This window comes from Ferrimicrobium sp. (assembly GCF_027364955.1).
Lineage (GTDB): Bacteria > Actinomycetota > Acidimicrobiia > Acidimicrobiales > Acidimicrobiaceae > Ferrimicrobium.
On record NZ_DAHXOI010000035.1, the window covers coordinates 1 to 17,518 of the forward strand.

A 17,518-nucleotide genomic window follows, 5' to 3' on the forward strand; every position below is an offset into this window, starting at 1 on the left:
CCTGCCTTGTTGTTGTGGATGTGCACCCGCCTGTACCTAGGCCCCTAGGAACCCACCAATGCCATGCAGTTTTGATGGCCGCCAGCGTGCAATTATTTGGCCGCCAGCATGCAGTTTTGGATGTCCGCCAACAGCGCATGGGAGGTGAAACGGGTCCCAAAGAGACAATGGATGAAGAGCAAATCTTGGCGAGTTGTTTTTCAGAAGCTTCGCGCAACGGAAGCAGGGCAACGTCGTGAGAACAATCAGGGATGATATGCCACGATACTCGCAATGCGTGCTCAGATCTTTGGTAGCGTGAATGAGATGGAGTTCGATGATGAATTGATTAACGCTGTCCTGGAGGAACTTGGTAGCGATTCGTTGCCCATCGGTGTCCTCGCCGCTCGTCTGCGCGACCGGAAGGATCTCACCTCGCTCGCAGAGATCTCCGGTGAAGAGCTCACAGAGATACTTCGAGAGGAGCTCGCCTCGACTGGCGAGTTCTGGCTGAGCGCCAATGGGATGGTGATCGCACTCGCAGTCATGCTCGATGGTATCTGGCTCTCTCATTGGGTGACGTCATTCGAGCTTGAGCATGGGGCACTCGAAGCTTTCCCTGATTTGGCACTCATCGACTGCGACCTGGTCGACAACATCCCACTGGCTGGTGGCGGTGAGCTTTCATTTGAGGCGGGCTCAGACCTTGATTTTGTTGAAGACGAGGATGCAGAGCGAAAGTTCTTCTACTCGGGGGGTCCGGATTGGTTGCGAAGTATCGACGAACCCTCGCTGGCGGTGTTATCGCGCCGCGATGGTGTGATCGCTATTGGTTTGAGTGAGCACATCGGTGATGGTGTCCGCGAGGAGGAGGCGATTCGGCAGGCATTCGATGAAATCAGTGAAGCTGGAGAGCCACTCGACTGCATCGAACTTCTCCTTGAGGTTTTGGCGCGTGACCCGACCCTCTTTCGTACTCCGGTGCCACCCATCACCGACCTGTGTGAGCGTGCTGGCTTGAGGGCTATCGGTTCGGTCGTCTATCTGGCTGGCGATGAGCCCAGTGCAAATGGGATGGTCAGAAACACCATCGCGCAGCAGTTTGGTTTTGACCGTTGCTGCGAGACAGCCTTTACAGAAGTGCTCGTCTATCTGCTGGGAGCGCTGGCCGATGATGACTCCGCCGATGATGATGACACTTCTGGTGACGATGATGATGAGCAGTTGGGCCGGGTTATCTTGGGCCATCTTGCGCATGAAAGCGTGGCGCCAGCACTGGGCGATACCATTCTCGAGGACAGTGATGAGCGCAGTCCCATTCTTGACGCATTTCTTGCGAAGCTGAGTGCCGCTGGACTGGAGTCGGCACAAACCCACTACTTACAGGCACTCAACCTAGAGCGCGATGGTGCGGTGGTAGAGGCCCAGCAAGAACTCGAGATGGCGGTCAGGTTGGACCCTTGGTATCGTCCAGCCTTGGAGGAGTTGGCCTGGTATGTGAGCGATAGCGGTGACCTACGTCGTGCCGATGGGCTCTATGCGAGGGCCGGGATCGATGAAGACGAGCCCGAGCGTGCCTACCTGCAGGATCTTCTGTCCCAGCCCTTCCGAGGGGTCGGACGCAACGACCCATGCCCCTGCGGATCGGGGCGCAAGTACAAACAGTGTTGTTTGGGCGATGGGACTCGACCGATTGAGAGAAGAATTGGCCTACTCTACCAAAAGATCGTCACCTTTGCGCTCCGGCCCCAAAATCAAGATCTTGCACGGCCCATCATGGAGACCCTAGACGATAGCGAGGTGGAGGCTCTCCGAGGCGCAACGCTCCCACTCCTTATCGATCTTATGGCAATGAGCACAGAGATGGTAGAACGTTTTCTCAGCACCCGTGGCATGCTATTGCCAGCTGATGAGCGTCAATTGGTCCGCGAGTGGGTCGGTATTGGTCCATCACTGTGGCAAGTCGTTACGATCGATCGTGATACCTCCATCACGATGCTCGATACCATCAGTGGTCTTTCGCGAGTGGTGCAAGAGCGGTCGATGGCGAGTGAGATCAGCGTAGGTGACTACCTCTATGTTCGCGTGGTTCCGGCGGGGACAGGGTTTCAGATCATCGGTATTCCACTGCGGTTGTCAGCGATACAGAGAGAGACCCTGTTGGGCACTCTTAGCACGGGGGGTGGCCCGATCGAACTCGCTGCTTGGATCAGCTCGATGGCAACTCCTGTCGAGATGAGGACCTTCGATGATGAGAAAATCGTATTCTGCGAGAGTGTGCTTGTCCCGCAGACCACCAGTTGGGAGGAGATGATACCAGTCTTCGATGAGCTGTTCGAGCGCGTACAGGGAGAACGTTGGCATGTCATCGATCAGAGCGCGTCGCATGGGATGGTGCGCGGTTGGCTCGAGCGAGTGGATGACCGGTTGGTGGTCACGACGAATGCCGTGGAGCGCGAGGAGACCATCTTAGGAATGCTGATGGGAGCGTTCGAAGACCTTGAGATCGTCGAGGCGACACAGAGGGATTTTGAGGAGGTACGACGGGATGGACAGGACGTGTTGTTGACGCCTACCTCAAGAGGACGGGAGGTAACGGAGGAGCAGATCGCCTCGAGTGAGGTACAGACCGCACTCGATACATTTATTCGAGAGCGGGAGATGGCTTGGCTTGATGAGTCGATCCCGGCATTGCATGGGCTCACTCCACGGCAAGCGGCACAGGATCCGTCTCGCCGAGAGGAACTCGTCGCCCTCTTGAACGAGTTCGACCACTACCCGACCCCTGGGGCTGGTGCGATCACATTTGACGTCGATCGACTTCGTACATTCCTTGGGATTGAACGCGATGGCTGAGTTGATTCCTTGTTATCACATCCAGCAGGTGGTAAAGAGGAGGATCGGCGTTGCGGCACATCAGCCGCAGTGAGGCTCACACTGTTGCAGGGGTCTAAAGCGCCGGCGATGATGACCGAAGTTGATTTGCTGCGCACACGGGCTGACCGGTACCTTGACGAGGCTCCGCGCTCAGATAGTGAGGCGATCTCGGTCGGCGCGCTGACGCTGTTCGTAAGCCGTACACCATGGGCCTATTATGCCCGTCCTGATCGGAGTGGTAGAGCGGTTCGCCAACGGGATCTCGTGCGGCTGCGGCGTGCCTGCGCGAACTGGCGGCAACCACTCCAGCTCGAGTGGATCCGCGAACTACACCCATCCCTGGAGGCGATGGTTCGCGAATTTGGACTGATGATCTCGGCGCATCCACTTCTTGTGATGACCCACGAGATGTTCGAGGTGCAAAGGAGGTCGGTGCGCACCGTCGTCCTCGATCCGGAGGACCCACGGCTGCTTAAGGCTCGTGCCGTCGCCCATGTCGCCTTCGATCAGGCGATGGGCGCACAGGCTGGGGTCGCACAACGGGAGGCTCGGTTTGTCCAACTCGATGCCGACGAAATCCGACACACTCTTGACCGGGCGCGCTCGGGGCGAACCGTCACGGGGATAGCTGTCCAGGAGGGGAGTGGAGTGGTCGCGGTTGGCTCCTATAACCGGGTGGGTGATACTGCCGAGATCGTTGGAGTGGGAACACTGCCTGCCTACCGTCGGCTTGGCTTCGGTTCGGAGGTCGTGCAGCTGTTGTGCGAGAACGCCTTCGCAAGTGGTATCCGACTCGTTCTCCTTGCCGCTGAGGATGAGCCGGTCGCTCAGATCTACCAGCGCCTTGGCTTTCGTCGCATTGGAACCTGCATGGGCGCCGAGGAGCAAGGACCAACGGTGGATCGCGGTGTAGGCGGGGAGGCCATTCGCGAAGAAGTATGACTGGATCCACTGACACGGGCTTGAGGCGGCAGACCCACGAGGATCTTGGCGATCACTCGTGAGTCTGTCTCTCTTGTTTGGTTGCGCCTAACGCCCTAGACCATCGTCTCGATCTGTTTGAGGATCTTGTTTTCTACCTCAGCTGTCCACGCCATCTCAGCGATGTCGACGGGGAGAAAGAGGTCGGAGACCAGAAGGGTTTCGATGGCGGTGACCGCGAGTTCCTTCTTCCAGTTCCCCACTCCAATGGTAAGCGTTACATCATCAGATGGACCTGAAAGCGAGATAATGAGTGCACGCTGCGCCGAGATGACCTCGCTGAGGAAACCGCCCTTCTTGGCTTGCAAGACATAACCCTTGTCTGCATCACCTGCGCTCTCAACGGTAAACCCATCACTCTTGAGATACTCTTCGATCTTGTTTGCGAAAGTATCGAGATCAACCTGCTTGCCCTTGAATGATACGGACTTCTTTCCAGCCATAAGGTGTACTCCTTTATTGGATAGCCATTTTATTGGGGTTATCGATGTTGGGGATAGTCAATAATAGCCTGCCACGGATATGGGCGTGGTGCAAACCGATTCTTTCAGGTTCCTCCTTATCACCAGATCCATGGGTCCTGTGCGTGAGGAACTCGGTTCTCGCGGTCCCCCTGTTGCAAGGTCGATCTCAGGCGAGCGGTTCAAAGCAGGCGAGGTGATCGCGTGATCGAAACGTCGTGATTGGCCATGAGAAATTGCGATCCCAGCCCCTGTAGGTCAACAACCAACCGCCCCATCAAGGAGTTCTCGAAGCAGATCTGCGTGTCCATTATGGCGGGCATACTCCTCGACGAGATGGGTGAGGATCCAGCGGAGGCTGACTGGCTCATTGCCACCAATGCTGAGCTGATCAAGCGTGAAGGCTGCCATCAATTGATCGCTCCGGCGTTGTTCCTCTCCCCATACGTCGCGGTCGTGAGCGAACGAACTCGTCTCAAGATCGTCGAAGTCTGCCTCAGGGGAGGAATCGCTGCAGTAGTAACGCGTTGCGGTGGTGATGCCATGAAGCACGTTGCTCGTCCAGTAGAACTCTACTTCAGTCAGATGTCGAACCAATCCGTGCAGTGACAGCGACGAGGTAGGGATGGGCCGAGCATTCAGCCGTGCCTCATCGAGTCCTTCGCATTTGAGGAGCAACGTCAAGCGGTGATAGTTGAGCCATCCTTCCAGCATCTCGCGCTCGTTCGCGTCAGGTGCTGGCTCGCTGCGGCGCGGATCAATCAAGTCGTTGCTCAATGTGTCTCCCTTAGCCTCTCTAATTGACGGCATCTCCAATGGACGGTATCTCAAAGTAACGGTAACGCAAACCGGCGCTCACGCGTCGCGATCCTCGCGTGATCGGCGAAGCACTGATCCAGCGCGAACCCGTGTCGCGATCTCAAGCGAAAACTCACTCTATCATAGATCGTCCACGGTTCAGAGCGATTGCACGAGTTGGTACCTGCCGGTGCAATGGTAAAAGGGTTCGCTTTCTAGCAACTGCCAAGGATCCGGGCTGGTCGGTGATGACTCCACGAGCTTCCCCAATCGCAAACAGAGGCTATGACGATGGGATCCCATGATGACAGTAGGGCGGTCCAACATAGATCGTCTCAGCTCTTACCGACTCGACTTTTGGAGGCGGGTCGATTTTCCAACTCGGAGCCAGGTGGGTTCATCTGGGTGCTTTCCGGTCAAAGCCCAGGCGGGCAAGGGTTTTGAAGGGCGTGAACCAGACGTTGGAGTAGAGTTGAATCTCAGATGTTGTCCAAATATTGTGGATTGTTCGATCAAGCAAAAACTGAGGTAGTCGCCGTTTTATTGCGATCATACTCAATTCCACTGAGCTTCGAACGAGCGGTGATAGTGACCGTGGAACATCGACTTGTTCGAAGCGATTTCTTTGGCTCTAGCTCCCCCTACCACAATATTAGTGAATCTAGAAAAAGTAACACAGAAGACGAGTATTATTATCTCTGTGAGAATAAAAAAGATTCTGTTGAGTTCAAATCAAAAAGTATGGTTGGCGGCGCTTTCCGTCAGTGGAAGTGTCGTTCTGGCCGGTGGAATTGTCGCCTTTACCCCTCTGGTCGCCGCAGCCGCCTCTGTGCCCAGCGTTGACCTGGGGACCGCGGGGTCCTACTCGGTGCTTGCTGGCTCTACCGTCACGAACACGGGTAGTTCGACCCTGCAAGGGGATCTCGGGCTCTCGCCCGGAACTGCGGTGACGGGGTTTCCACCTGGGCTGATCAGTGGCGCTACCAACGTCGCTAACGCCAATGCCGAACAGGCACAGGTCGATACAACAACGGCGTATACCCAGGCCACTGATGCTTCCCCTTCCACGACCCAATCAGCTGATCTGACCGGTCTGACGCTTTCGCCTGGAGTCTATTCAGTGCCAGCTGGTACCTCGAATCTGACAGGTACCTTAACCCTTAACGGGCAGGGTAACCCAGATGCGGTGTTCATCTTCCAGATGCCGTCAACGTTGATTACGAGCAGTGCAAGCGATATCGTGCTAGAAAATGATGCAAACGCATGCAATATTTTTTGGCAAGTCACGAGTTCGGCAACACTCGGTACGGATTCCTCATTTCAGGGTACGATCATAGCCCTCACCTCCATCACAGCGGACACAGGCGCCACAATTACTGGTCGGCTATTGGCTCGAAATGGTGCCGTCACCTTGGATTCGAATACGATCGCTAACCCAGTTTGTCTTGCAACGACAACCACCACCCCGCCAACCAAGACCACCACACCACCAACGACGACGACCACCCCGCCAACAGCAACTCCAACTGGGGCGACGGTCGTGCCAGCTTCGCACACAGGTGAGCCATGGTCAGGGTGGCCATGGTGGCTTGGAGTGGGCATTATGGGGTCTGCGGGCCTCCTTCTTCTGCGGCCCAGGCTCGCCAGAGCTCACCAGATTCGGTAACGATCTCCAGCATTGCTGTGCATACTCATAAAGGTGACGGGTGTTCCATTTATCTTGGAGGATCTTGATCGGCCGGATCGTTTTGGTTGGCTGAGGCCTGTACGCACCAGGCTGGCTCGCGACGTGGTAGCGCCTACCAGTGCTGACTCAACGTCTAGGTGGTGGTGTGCATGAGATATCGACGGCGATTCGTCCGTGTTATGGGCGTGCTGCTGCTGATCGGGGCGGTTGTTGGTGTGGGCTACCCATTGTGGTGGCAGCATCGCCAAGCCATTGACGGCAGCAGAGAGATTCATCGGCTTGCCAGTATGGCGGTAGCTGGTTGCACTGGTGCGTCTTCAGCTGGCCCTGGTGTACTCCGTATTCCGGCGGTGGCGGTGGTCGCGCCCGTTGTGGAGGGCACCTCAGAGGCCGTGTTGGCCATCAGCGTTGGCCATGAGTCATCGAGCCCCTGGCCGGGGCAGCAGGGGACATCCGTCCTCGAAGCGCATGATGTAGGTTACTTTGCGAGTAACCAGCTACTTCGTCCAGGCGATATCGTGACCTACACCCGAGCATGCCGAACCTATCGCTATCGAGTTGTCGGGTACTATATCCTTCGTCCAGGCGATACCATTCCTTCGCCAGGGCCAAGTGGGCTTGTGTTGGATTCGTGCTGGCCTACTGATGCGCTGTGGTTTACCCCAAGCCGCCTCATCGTGACTGCGGTACTCACCGGTGTGCGCAGCGACAAGGCTGTGGCCACCGGCGTGGCTCCAACGCCGTTAGTACCACAGCTACCGCGAGGCATTCCAGCGCCCCCAAACCTTTTTGATGAGGGCTGGTTGGCCGGCACCTTGACCTTCACTGGCATGCCTGCGCTTGCATGGAAGGATGGACCGGCACCTCTGGCCTGGGAGAGCGTTGGCCTTCGAGCGTTTTCGGCATTGCGAATGGGTGAGCAGACGAGGGCATCATGGCTTTCCTTGCTTGCGCCTGGAATGACCCCCCCTCTCATCCTTGGTGGAGACTATGCCAGCGGCACGCCGGTGGACGTCGCCGAAGAGGTACAAGGCACTTCGGTGCATTCGGTGACCATCACCACGCGTATCCAAGGGGTGCAGGTCTCGGTTACCTCGACCGCGGTTGCTGGGAAGCTTCGTGTGACGGCCATCGAGTCCTAGGTTGCGGTGCCCGGGACCGCCGATCAGGAGAAACACCGATCCCAAGGGACAAGGGAGTCAAATTGGTTGTGCTGCGTGGATGCAAGCGACGTCGATCGAAGGTCGTTCCACTGCGATACGAGGGATGCTCGATTGGGCTATGCGGAGGTGTCAGATTTTGGCCGCTGCCCGCAGGAGCGGCTTGATCGTCGCTACCGGGGCCGTGTTTTGATAGGTGATGACTCCATGGGAGTCGACTAGCAGGTAGTAGTCGGGTATCCCCGCAGCATCGTAGCGATGGCTGAACGCCGCACTCGCCATTCCCCACTTCCATTCAGTATCGGTAAATGCTTTCCCAGCGGCACTCTTGGCGAAGGCCTTGAGCTCACCCAAGGCGTGATTACTAGGCCCAAAGTCGCCAGAGAGTCCCATCGGCAAGACGGTGATACCATCGCTGGCGAGGACATGGAGCTGGCTCGCAACGGCGGGGATACTGACCGCACAGCTCGCGCATCCGCCAGCGATGAACCAAACCATGAGGGCGTGTCCCCGATAACTCGACAACGTCTGTTTTTGGCCGTTGAGTGTCTCAAAGGAGCCCCTGATGGTTGGACCTTGCGCCGGAGGTTGATACCTGTCGCTCACGGTGACCGTTCTGTTGGTGGAGGTAAAGGTGGTGTTTAACGCTTTGGCCTGCGAGCCCTTAGCGAAGTGGAGGACGCCAAAGGCGATCAGACCGATGATGAACAGCACGACTACGCTCTCGACGAGTCGTCGACGGGAGTGATCGTTTCGATGACGTGGTGGTTGCCTGGTCATGGTTACCTCAGATCTGCTTGATAGCCTTGAGCAACTCGGGCATCGTCGCTGAAGGCGAGCTGTTGATGTAGGTGATCTTGCCGGCGCTGTTGATCAAGTAATAGATATCGAGATAGCCAACGGGATCGTAGCTCTTACTGAGTCCCAACGACGAGATCCCAAAAGTCCAATCCGGGTTGTCGTACTGGTTGCCGGCTAAGTCCTTGGCGAAGCTTGCCATGCTCGGTCCAGTAGATCCCAAATCATGATAGAGTTCGATCTCTTTGACATGGACACCGGCATGAGCGATAGTAGCAAGGTTCTGTGCCATCACTTTGGTCCCTGCCTGACAGGATGAACACCAGGTTGAGACGAACCAGAGGAGGGTAGGGGTGCCCTTAAAGGATGCGATCGTCTCGTGTTGGCCGGTCAGGGTGGCAAAGGTTCCGTTTGGGGTGACAGAGCCGACCGGTGGGAGTGGATCGGCGGTAGGGGTAGCTGTGGACCCACTTTGGGAGGTGGGAGCAGCGGAGGAGCCGCGGTGAAGATTGGTCAGCCCAACCGCTGCGAGAACGATGGCGATCACCGCAGCGGCGAGTCCAATGAAGAGGCGACGCTGTCGGTTGTGCTGTCGCTCTTGATAACGTTGGGCTCGTCGGGAATTTGGATTTGGGGTCTGGGTCACGACTATACCTCCGTTTGTGCTGTGGGGCTATACGTGGTCAAGGTTGCATCTTTGGGCAGACGACAACGAGCATGGCAGAGGCGTGAACTCGACCACCAGATCGATCCAAGCAAGATGACCAAGCTGGCCGCGAGGAAGAGCGTTTGCTGGGTGGCGAAGAAGTGCTGGATACTCCCCGTTGCGGTATAGAGGCCAAGGGAGGAGAACCCCGCAAAGGCGAGCAAGGTCGGTACGATTGGCGTGCAGCAGAGGAAGCTCGGCACAAGGCTGGCCACAAAGGCTAGTCCAGTGAGCGAGGTCGATCCTGCGGAGATGACCTCGCGCATTGCGGTGACCTGTATCACCAATACAAGCCCCATTGCTGTCCCCAGTATGATGCTCCAGACCACAATGTAGGGATCAACATAGGACCAGTTGGAGAAGGCGATCTGCTGAGTGAAGTCAAAGGGTAACAGCAATGAGTAGATAAGTGCGAACAGCGTGGCGAGTGCGATCCAACCAAGGCGTCGATAGGGTGACCGAACGACGAGGAGGAAGGTCTCGCGAAGATGATCGAGTTCTTCGCTCAAACGGGTCATTTGATCGCAGCTCCATCCATAGGCGAATCACAGCAGCCAATTGATCCAAAGCCCTGCTGAGGATGGGATCGGAGCAGGTGGGCCCGACGTAGGCGCCACGCGACGAACACGCCGAGCGCCACGAGTCCAAGGCCAATGCCTCCAATCCAGGCAGCTCCAACAACACCAAGTGCGCCTATTAGCAATGGGCCTCCACAGCACAGCAAAGGAGCGAGTGCGATAAGCCCTACGAATCCCCAACCAGCGTTCTCTGATTGTGTGGGCGATACGGCACGAGACATGGTGCCTCCTCGTTTCGAAGTACTACGACCCTTTCATACTACTACAAAAAAGTAGTAGAACCGCTCGATCGATGAAATCTTCAGGATCGTTTCACAAAACCGAGGAGAGGTGGCCGATGGTGGAGTAGGTGGTTGCTCACCACGAAGATGAGCAACGAGATGGTAAGCCCACAAAGACCCAGGCCCGGGGAGATGAGGCTATGGGTTGTCATCAGACAGGAGCTGACGACGACAAGGATGGTTGGTGCCACCAGCGCAAGGATGACGCCAGCGAGTTGTTGCGGCGATGAGGGCATCGGTCCTTGCAATCGTCGTATGCGATAGCGGAGGTCGTCAGATCCATTGAACGACGCCACTGCTGGTCCGCTGGCGCGTCGGGTCGCTACCTTGGCGACGGCTGACAGGATGACCTGGGGGCTGACGACTCTACGGGCCTCATTATCGGCAGCCACCTCAAGCTCTCTCGTAAGACCACGCCAAGCGGCACGAACAGGAGGCAAAAACGCATAGCCACCGGCGACGCTGGTGGCGAGAAGGAGTAATCGCGTATGGCCGAGCCGAAGGTGTGCCGCTTCATGCTCAAGAACGGCATGCCGTTCGTCGACGGTGAGTAGGTCGAGCGTGCCGGTGGTGACGACGGCAACGGCTTGAAAAAACCCGATTGAGGCTGCCGCTACTTCATTGGAGGCGACAATCGCGACGGTGCCGCCCAAGGCTGATCGATAGGAGTCCGTTGTCGTCGGTGTACAGAGCTCGCGTTGTGTATGGCGTATCGCGCGCGCCCCTCGATAGAAGTGAATCCCGAGCGGCACCAGGAGTAGTAGGCCAAAAAGATAACCAGTCAGATTCCAGGGTGCTGATCCAAGGCCGAGATCGCAGCCAAAGACACTCAGTTGGTGGCCAAAGAATAGATCGACGAGGGAACCTGTGGTGCACATGATCCACGCAGTAGGTACGATGACCCAGCCGATGAGTGTCAGTAGATAACCACCGCTGATCGCCTGTGGGGCGTTGATCAGTTGGCTGAGGCGTTCCAAGCCGTAGGGCAGGACAGCGAGCATCAAGATCGCCACTGGCCCGAGGAGGAGGAGAGTCATGACTCGCGTTGCCTTTCAATAATGGCAGCGAGTTCCTCGAGGAGTGTCTCATCGTGGATCTCGTCGACAAAATAGGTCAGCACGCGGCGAGGATCTTCGGACGTTGCGAGCAGGCGGTCGATCTTTTTAGCGGCGAGGTGGTCAAGACCACCATTAATAGCAAACCGATTAGCCCCAGCGTTATTGTTACGCTCTACGAGTCCTTTGTCGACCAGCCTACCCAGCACGGTCATGATGGTCGTGTAGGCGCGTTTTGGTTCGCCGAGTGCTTCGTAAACCTCGCGGCCAGTTAACGCGCGGTCGCTAGCGACGAGTACCTCGACCACACGTCCCTCAAGTTGTCCAACTTTGGTACCGGCAATGAAGGTTCGTTTCATGTTGAGCTCGCCACCATCCCTTCCATGTCTGTGTCCACGGGGACCGTGTCACTATCGTTTTGTAGTATAGCCATCTCCGATCAGAGCGGCCGATCTTCGATGAGGTAGGAGGGACGGCCAAAAATGAGTTCGGTATCGACGGCATGCAAGCAGCGGAGCTGGCGCAACCACATGGCGGTGGCGCTATTGATGGGTGCGAGTGGATCGAGTTCGATGGCCGATGGTGCGTGACGATACCTCACGGCTCGACCCCGTGATTGGAGCAGCCGGATCCGTCGTGGTGCCGCTTAGGAGTGGAGGAATGAGGTGACAGACGTTACCAGGGAGACAATCTTGGGCATCGAGGTTCTGCGCACGCTCGATGAGTTGATCGAGGGTTGCACGGGCCTGCGTTAACTCATCGATTTTGTTTTGATACTCCGCCGCTCGTTGCTCAAGGAGGGTGAGAACATGTTGGCAGGGCACGATCCCTGCTTCGCGATAGGCCATGATCTCCTTGATCTCCTTGAGTGCGAGGCCTACCGATTGGCTTGCCTTCACAAAACGCACCTGATCGATGGAATCGCTTGAGTAGTTGCGATATCCCTCTGGGGTACGAAGGGGTGCGCTGAGCACGCCGATCGTTTCGTAGTATCGAAGGGTCTTGACTGAGACCTGGGTTGCTCGAGAAATTTCACCGATTCGCATTTTTCTCATGCTAGTTGAACCGTCCAGTCAACTGGAGGGTTTTTAGCATACGAAGGATACGAAGAGTCACAAGCTAGACCTCTGCGCTAGCTGATGAGAAGGAGAAGAAGCGATGAGTAAAAGCCCTACGAAGCAGTACGATCTCGCCATCATCGGATCAGGAAGCGCCGCCTTTTCAACGGCCATTCATGCCGTTAGCCTTGGTGCCCAGGTGGTACTCATCGAGCAAGGAACCATTGGAGGAACTTGTGTGAACGTCGGCTGTGTGCCCTCCAAGGCGCTGTTGGCTGGGGCCGAAGCACGACATGGGGCATTGACGCAGCCATTTCCAGGCATCAGCACCCAAGCAGGGCCAGTGGATATGGGCGCGCTCATCGGGGGCAAGAGCGAACTTGTCGAGGGATTGCGCCGCGACAAGTACGAGGATCTCGCGAAAGCCTACGGTTTTCCGGTGATCCAGGGGGTCGCTACCTTTGGCGTCGATGGTACCTTGCGCGTGCACCATCAGGGTGGAGTCGATGGTGGCGAGGAGATCCGAGCGGATCAGTATGTCATCGCAACAGGGGCGATGCCATCGATTCCCGCGATCCCCGGCCTTAGCTCCGTCAAGTACCTTACCTCCACCACCGCGATGGAGCTCAAGGAGCTTCCAAGCAGGTTGATGGTCATCGGGGCGAATGCGGTCGGACTCGAACAAGCCCAACTCTTTAGCCACCTCGGTGCAAAGGTTACTATCGTCGAAGTGCGTGATCGCGTCGCCCCGTTCGAGGAGCCGGAGATCTCAGCAATGCTCGAGCGTGTGCTTGTCGAGGAGGGTGTTGAGGTGCTCACCGGTTCATCGATTAAAGGTATCACCCAGGTTGGGGGACAAATCCACATCGAGCTCACCCGCCTTGGCGAGACCCGCACCCTTACAGGTGATGCACTGCTCGTCGCGACTGGTCGCATGCCCAACACAACCTCACTTGGTCTTGAGCACGTGGGCGTAGCGCTTGGTCCTCGTGGTGAGGTCGTTGTCGATGATCAACTACGTACGACGAACCCGAAGATTTTTGCGGCCGGTGATGTGACGGGCGCACCCCAGTTCGTCTACGTCGCTGGACAGCATGGTACGATCGTGGCTGACAACGCGCTGAGAGATGCCGGACGGAAAGTGGACTATCGGACCCTGCCTCGAGTGACCTTCACCACTCCGCAGGTTGCATCGGTGGGTCTCACCGACGAGGGCGCGGTAGCGGCAGGCTATCGGTGTGATTGTCGGGTTCTTGAACTCAGTTCGGTGCCACGCGCGCTGGTGAACCGAGACACTCGGGGCTTGGTCAAGATCGTCGCCGATGGCGAAACCGGTGTCGTGTTGGGAATACACCTTCTGGCGAATGGTGCCGCTGATGCTATCCTCGCGGGTGTCTACGCGCTCGAAGCGAACTTCACCGTCGATAAGTTGGCATCGATCTGGGCACCGTATTTGACGATGTCAGAGGCGATCCGCCTTGGCGCTCAGTCCTTCACGCGTGATGTCGGCATGCTCTCGTGCTGTGCCTCCTAATCCGCAAGTCTTGGTTGGCAGTCCACGTGATGGCAGAGTCGCTTCCTAACGGCGTGCCTGGAAGGTAACGCCGACGGTGACCCTATTGCCCAGTTCGCTAGGGCCCAGTTCGCTAGGGCCCAGTTCGCTAGGGCCCAGTTCGCTAGGGGTGTTATGGACGTAGGTTGTTCCCCCGAGCGCCGTGATGATCTCACGAACGATCGCAAGGCCGAGTCCTGAACCTTGAACGGCACGGGCCGTTGGCGCTCGATAGAAGCGCTCAAAAAGATGCTCTCGGTCGTTCTCGTCGAGGGGATCGGCCACGTTGGTGACCTCCAGCGAGCTTGGAGTAAGCGCGACAGCGATCGTCGTGTCGGATGGAGAGAACTTGACTGCGTTATCGAGGAGATTCGAGATCACGCGTTCGATAGCCTGTTGTTTGATGCGTAGAGCCACCGATCCTGGTGGCAACGTCGTTTCGAATGATCGGCGCGTTCTGGCTTCGAAGCGCGCGATCATGGCGGGTACGATCGTGCAAAGGTCGACGGTCTCCTCAGTGTCGTTGGTTTGGCCCTCAACAGTGAGCGTGACGAGCTCGTCAAGGAGGTTCGTGAGCTCAACGGTCTCGCTCCTAAGGTCGGCGAGGATGCGTTCCCGATCGCTCGATCCGAGAGTGTCATAGCGCTGGAGCAGGTCGATGTTGGTTCGCAGTGAGGTGAGTGGAGTCCGCAGTTCATGCGAGGCATTTTGTACCAGTCTGCGCTGGGCCTCCTCGGACTGGTGCAGGTCCTCCAAGGTGTCCCGGAAGGAGCGTGCGAGGACGCCCACCTCATCGGATCGCTCTACGGCGCGCGCGAGATCTGGTTGGCCACTGGCGGTGAGCGTGGTGGCGAGGGCGAGAATTGGTCGGCTGAGCGTGGAAGCCACGAGGTAACCGACGATCGCCGCTACGACGGCGGCACCGAGGACGAGAAGGAGAAAGCGTGTTCGAAGGACCGCCAAGGAGTGCAAGACGTCATCGATGTTGCGACCGATCAGAAGGGCACCACGATGCCGATATTGGATCGTGAGGATTCGGTACGTGATGTCGCCTACCCGTTGGGTGCGGAGCCAGCGAGGAGCGAGATCCCTTGCGATCGCTCGATCGCGGTTCGTCACCGGTAACATCCGAGCGCCAACGAGGGGGATCACCTTCCCGCTACGGGTGATCTTCTCTGCGATGGCGAGGGCAAAGAGCCCTCCTGGACGGTGGCGGAGAGGGTGTAATCGTGTCGCGGATGCCGATCGCGACACCGTGATCGTGGGAGCCCGCAGGGTGGTGGCAGTCGAACGGAGCGAGGTGTCAACCGATGCCATCAGCTGCTGTGAGGTGGTGGTATACGAGAGCGTTGCCACAAGAAGGCCAGTGACGGTTGCAAAGACTGCGAGGACAAGCGCGAGTCGGGCGCGCAGTTTCACGGTCGCATCAGGACGTAGCCAACCCCTCGTACGGTTCGAAGGAGCTTTTCTTCGCCGGGGAGCTCAAGTTTTTTGCGGAGATAGCCAATGTAGACCGCCAAATTCTTCGAGTCGGGACCAAAGTCATAGCCCCAGATACGGTCGTAGATGAGATGGTGTCCGAGGACCGTTCCAGCGTTGAAGGCGAGCAGCTGCAGAAGGTCAAACTCGGTTTTTGACAGGATCAATTCTCGGTCCTTCCGGTAGGCGCGACGTCCGCGCTCGTCGATGCGAAGGTCACCAAGGATGATCCAGTCACCGTTGGATCCATACGATGACCGACGTAGCAGGGCACGCACCCGGGCGAAGAGCTCATCGAGCGCAAAGGGCTTGGTGAGGTAGTCATCGGCTCCGGCATCGAGCCCCATTACTCGATCGGTGACTTGGGTGCGAGCGGTCAGGAGAAGGATCGGCGTGTTGTCTCCGGCGTCGCGCAGTTGGCGACAGACGCTCAATCCGTCCACGTGCGGCATCATCAGGTCGAGAATGATGAGTTCTGGTCGGTGTTGTGCGATGGCTGTGAGCGCTTCTTGGCCATTCGCTACGGCGATCACCTGGTAACGCTCGAGTTCAAGAGCAAGCCGGGTGGAGTCACGGGTTGCACGATCGTCCTCTGCGAGCACGATGGAGGGGGACGGTTCTTGGTTGGTAGCCACTGCCTTTGGATAGTAGTCCAAAGTAGGCCTCGAAGGAGAACCGGGCTCGAACAGCAGCGGCCGCAGCTGAAGTTTTTACCTCCGTTTTACTCCACCCTTACCCTTCTCTTGCCTTTGCCAATGAGACTGTGGGAGCATGCGTCGTGAACGCATGAACCAGTGGCGACGGTGCAGTCGTTGCGAGCGTCATGAACAGGTTGAGCCCTGAGGCGTGCCAAAGCAGGCCTATGGGCCGATATGGCAAGAAGGAGGAGAGAGATGAAACGGGTGAAATTACTACACAATCAAGGATCGCGCAGGACAAAAGGGGTCATGGTTGGGGCCCTTGCCGGCGGGTCGGTGGCCTTGATAGCCCTCGGGTTCGCCTCTGCCGGCACTTTTGCCACGCATACCACACCGACCTCTGCGCAGTTGCTAGCTGCTCCCACGGCCAGCGCTACTCACTATACTACGGCCCACCATAGAAAGGCCCGTGGCCTTGTTGGACGGGTCATTGCGGTAACGTCGAGCACCTTGACGGTGCAGACCCGTGGTGGCGTCACGAGGAGTCTCCAGCTGAGCACCTCCACCCGTTATCTACAGGGCACGGCCACGGTCAGCTCTGGCGTGATCAGAGTTGGCACGTTCGTGCGTGTCAAGACTCACCAATCCTCTGCGACTGTCGTACGGATCCTTGAGGCGAGAACAGCAGGCGTGGTCACCAGCATCTCTGGCGGGTCGATCACCATCACGAATGATCATGGTCTTACCCGGACATTGGTCACCTCCAGTGCCACCGCCTATCGCGAGGCGGGTTCGGTCGTGACGCCAACTGCATTGCGGGTGGGAGAGCTGATCACCGCGCTAGGTACTCCTCAGTCGAACGGAGCGGAGTTGGATGCCACTGCGATCGTGATAGCGCTCGGGCACTTTCGTGGGACGATCACCGGGATCAACGGTTCGGTCGTGACGTTAGGACTCGCTGGAGGGACGACAGCGACGGTGACGCTGAGCGGGTCGACCACCTATCGCCAAGCGGGTGCCACGGTCTCGGAGTCGGCACTCACGGTTGGGCAACGCGTGGTGGCAGTTGGCACGATCACCGGTACCAACGCCATGACCGCGGAGAAGGTGGTGATCACACGGAAGACGCCTTCGAGTTCCGCATCCTCGCTCTCAACACCATTGGCTATCGCTTAGGTGGTAGCTGCCGCCTGCACCTAGAGCAGGCCCTCGCAGCTTTGACGTCGTGAGAACTACCCCTCATCATGGTGGGTAAGGAAGCGATGGGCGAGCCCTCGGTTGCAGGCGCCATGCGATCGTTGGGCGCCATGCGATCGTTGGGCGCCATGCGATCGTTGGGTACCATCCGATGTTGTGTGTTTGAACTAGTAGTATAATTATGTGGCGATTTGTGGAATGTTTATGGCGAACCGTACTATACTGATAGTATG

Annotated in this window: 18 protein-coding genes; 7 read left to right on the top strand and 11 right to left on the bottom strand. The window is 57.6% G+C overall.

Annotated features, from left to right (window positions below; genetic code table 11):
• The 3 genes from M7Q83_RS12845 to M7Q83_RS12855 form a co-directional block, all read left to right on the top strand.
• On the top strand, nucleotides 1–239 hold a 239-nt coding region (locus M7Q83_RS12845), incomplete at its 5' end, for a hypothetical protein (RefSeq protein ID WP_298339565.1).
• 34 nt (nucleotides 240–273) lie between these two features.
• Nucleotides 274–2,835, top strand: a complete 2,562-nt coding sequence (locus M7Q83_RS12850; protein WP_298339567.1) for an SEC-C metal-binding domain-containing protein — start codon at nucleotides 274–276, stop codon at nucleotides 2,833–2,835.
• A gap of 108 nt (nucleotides 2,836–2,943) precedes the next feature.
• Entirely contained in the window at nucleotides 2,944–3,798 is an 855-nt protein-coding gene (locus tag M7Q83_RS12855; protein WP_298339570.1) for a GNAT family N-acetyltransferase, read from the top strand.
• 95 nt (nucleotides 3,799–3,893) lie between these two features.
• On the opposite strand, the gene M7Q83_RS12860 is transcribed toward M7Q83_RS12855, so the two are convergent.
• Both M7Q83_RS12860 and M7Q83_RS12865 read right to left on the bottom strand, forming a co-directional pair.
• Complete coding sequence (locus M7Q83_RS12860) at nucleotides 3,894–4,280, bottom strand: hypothetical protein (RefSeq protein WP_298339575.1); 387 nt, start codon at nucleotides 4,278–4,280, stop codon at nucleotides 3,894–3,896.
• A 276-nt stretch (nucleotides 4,281–4,556) separates the two neighbouring features.
• Nucleotides 4,557–5,075: a DinB family protein gene (locus M7Q83_RS12865; protein WP_298339580.1), complete on the bottom strand. Its 519-nt coding sequence runs from the start codon at nucleotides 5,073–5,075 to the stop codon at nucleotides 4,557–4,559.
• A gap of 721 nt (nucleotides 5,076–5,796) precedes the next feature.
• On the opposite strand from M7Q83_RS12865, the gene M7Q83_RS12870 reads away from it, so the two are divergent.
• Both M7Q83_RS12870 and M7Q83_RS12875 read left to right on the top strand, forming a co-directional pair.
• Nucleotides 5,797–6,762, top strand: a complete 966-nt coding sequence (locus M7Q83_RS12870; protein ID WP_298339583.1) for an ice-binding family protein — start codon at nucleotides 5,797–5,799, stop codon at nucleotides 6,760–6,762.
• Nucleotides 6,763–6,932: 170 nt separating this feature from the next.
• On the top strand, nucleotides 6,933–7,925 hold the full coding sequence (locus M7Q83_RS12875; RefSeq protein WP_298339586.1) for a sortase: 993 nt from the start codon (nucleotides 6,933–6,935) through the stop codon (nucleotides 7,923–7,925).
• Nucleotides 7,926–8,075: 150 nt separating this feature from the next.
• On the opposite strand, the gene M7Q83_RS12880 is transcribed toward M7Q83_RS12875, so the two are convergent.
• The 7 genes from M7Q83_RS12880 to M7Q83_RS12910 form a co-directional block, all read right to left on the bottom strand.
• The gene (locus tag M7Q83_RS12880; RefSeq protein ID WP_298339589.1) at nucleotides 8,076–8,723 is read right to left on the bottom strand and encodes a hypothetical protein; all 648 of its coding nucleotides are present in this window, start codon (nucleotides 8,721–8,723) and stop codon (nucleotides 8,076–8,078) included.
• Nucleotides 8,724–8,730: 7 nt separating this feature from the next.
• Nucleotides 8,731–9,387: a hypothetical protein gene (locus M7Q83_RS12885; RefSeq protein WP_298339591.1), complete on the bottom strand. Its 657-nt coding sequence runs from the start codon at nucleotides 9,385–9,387 to the stop codon at nucleotides 8,731–8,733.
• Nucleotides 9,388–9,389: 2 nt separating this feature from the next.
• Nucleotides 9,390–9,965: a hypothetical protein gene (locus tag M7Q83_RS12890; protein WP_298339594.1), complete on the bottom strand. Its 576-nt coding sequence runs from the start codon at nucleotides 9,963–9,965 to the stop codon at nucleotides 9,390–9,392.
• Nucleotides 9,962–10,246, bottom strand: a complete 285-nt coding sequence (locus M7Q83_RS12895; RefSeq protein ID WP_298339597.1) for a hypothetical protein — start codon at nucleotides 10,244–10,246, stop codon at nucleotides 9,962–9,964. Before M7Q83_RS12895 ends, M7Q83_RS12890 begins: the two co-directional genes overlap by 4 nt.
• An 80-nt stretch (nucleotides 10,247–10,326) precedes the next feature.
• Nucleotides 10,327–11,343 carry a M56 family metallopeptidase gene (locus M7Q83_RS12900; protein WP_298339600.1) on the bottom strand — a complete coding sequence of 339 codons (1,017 nt, stop codon included), beginning with the start codon at nucleotides 11,341–11,343 and terminating at the stop codon, nucleotides 10,327–10,329.
• Complete coding sequence (locus M7Q83_RS12905) at nucleotides 11,340–11,720, bottom strand: BlaI/MecI/CopY family transcriptional regulator (RefSeq protein WP_298339602.1); 381 nt, start codon at nucleotides 11,718–11,720, stop codon at nucleotides 11,340–11,342. Before M7Q83_RS12905 ends, M7Q83_RS12900 begins: the two co-directional genes overlap by 4 nt.
• A gap of 183 nt (nucleotides 11,721–11,903) precedes the next feature.
• A complete protein-coding gene (locus M7Q83_RS12910) occupies nucleotides 11,904–12,407 on the bottom strand; it encodes a heavy metal-responsive transcriptional regulator (RefSeq protein WP_298339605.1) in 504 nt (167 codons plus the stop codon).
• Between the two features lie 112 nt (nucleotides 12,408–12,519).
• Between M7Q83_RS12910 and merA the strand changes: the two genes are divergently transcribed.
• The gene (merA, locus tag M7Q83_RS12915) at nucleotides 12,520–13,953 is read left to right on the top strand and encodes a mercury(II) reductase (protein ID WP_298339607.1); all 1,434 of its coding nucleotides are present in this window, start codon (nucleotides 12,520–12,522) and stop codon (nucleotides 13,951–13,953) included.
• Nucleotides 13,954–13,998: 45 nt separating this feature from the next.
• Here merA and M7Q83_RS12920 read toward each other — a convergent pair whose 3' ends face one another.
• Nucleotides 13,999–15,390, bottom strand: a complete 1,392-nt coding sequence (locus tag M7Q83_RS12920; protein ID WP_298339609.1) for a HAMP domain-containing sensor histidine kinase — start codon at nucleotides 15,388–15,390, stop codon at nucleotides 13,999–14,001.
• Nucleotides 15,387–16,106, bottom strand: a complete 720-nt coding sequence (locus M7Q83_RS12925) for a response regulator transcription factor (RefSeq protein WP_298339612.1) — start codon at nucleotides 16,104–16,106, stop codon at nucleotides 15,387–15,389. The genes M7Q83_RS12920 and M7Q83_RS12925 overlap by 4 nt, the downstream gene beginning before the upstream one ends.
• Nucleotides 16,107–16,343: 237 nt before the next feature.
• On the opposite strand from M7Q83_RS12925, the gene M7Q83_RS12930 reads away from it, so the two are divergent.
• Nucleotides 16,344–17,264 (top strand): DUF5666 domain-containing protein, encoded by a 921-nt coding sequence (locus M7Q83_RS12930; RefSeq protein ID WP_298339615.1) that lies wholly within the window; start codon nucleotides 16,344–16,346, stop codon nucleotides 17,262–17,264.
• The last annotated feature ends 254 nt before the right edge of the window (nucleotides 17,265–17,518 follow it).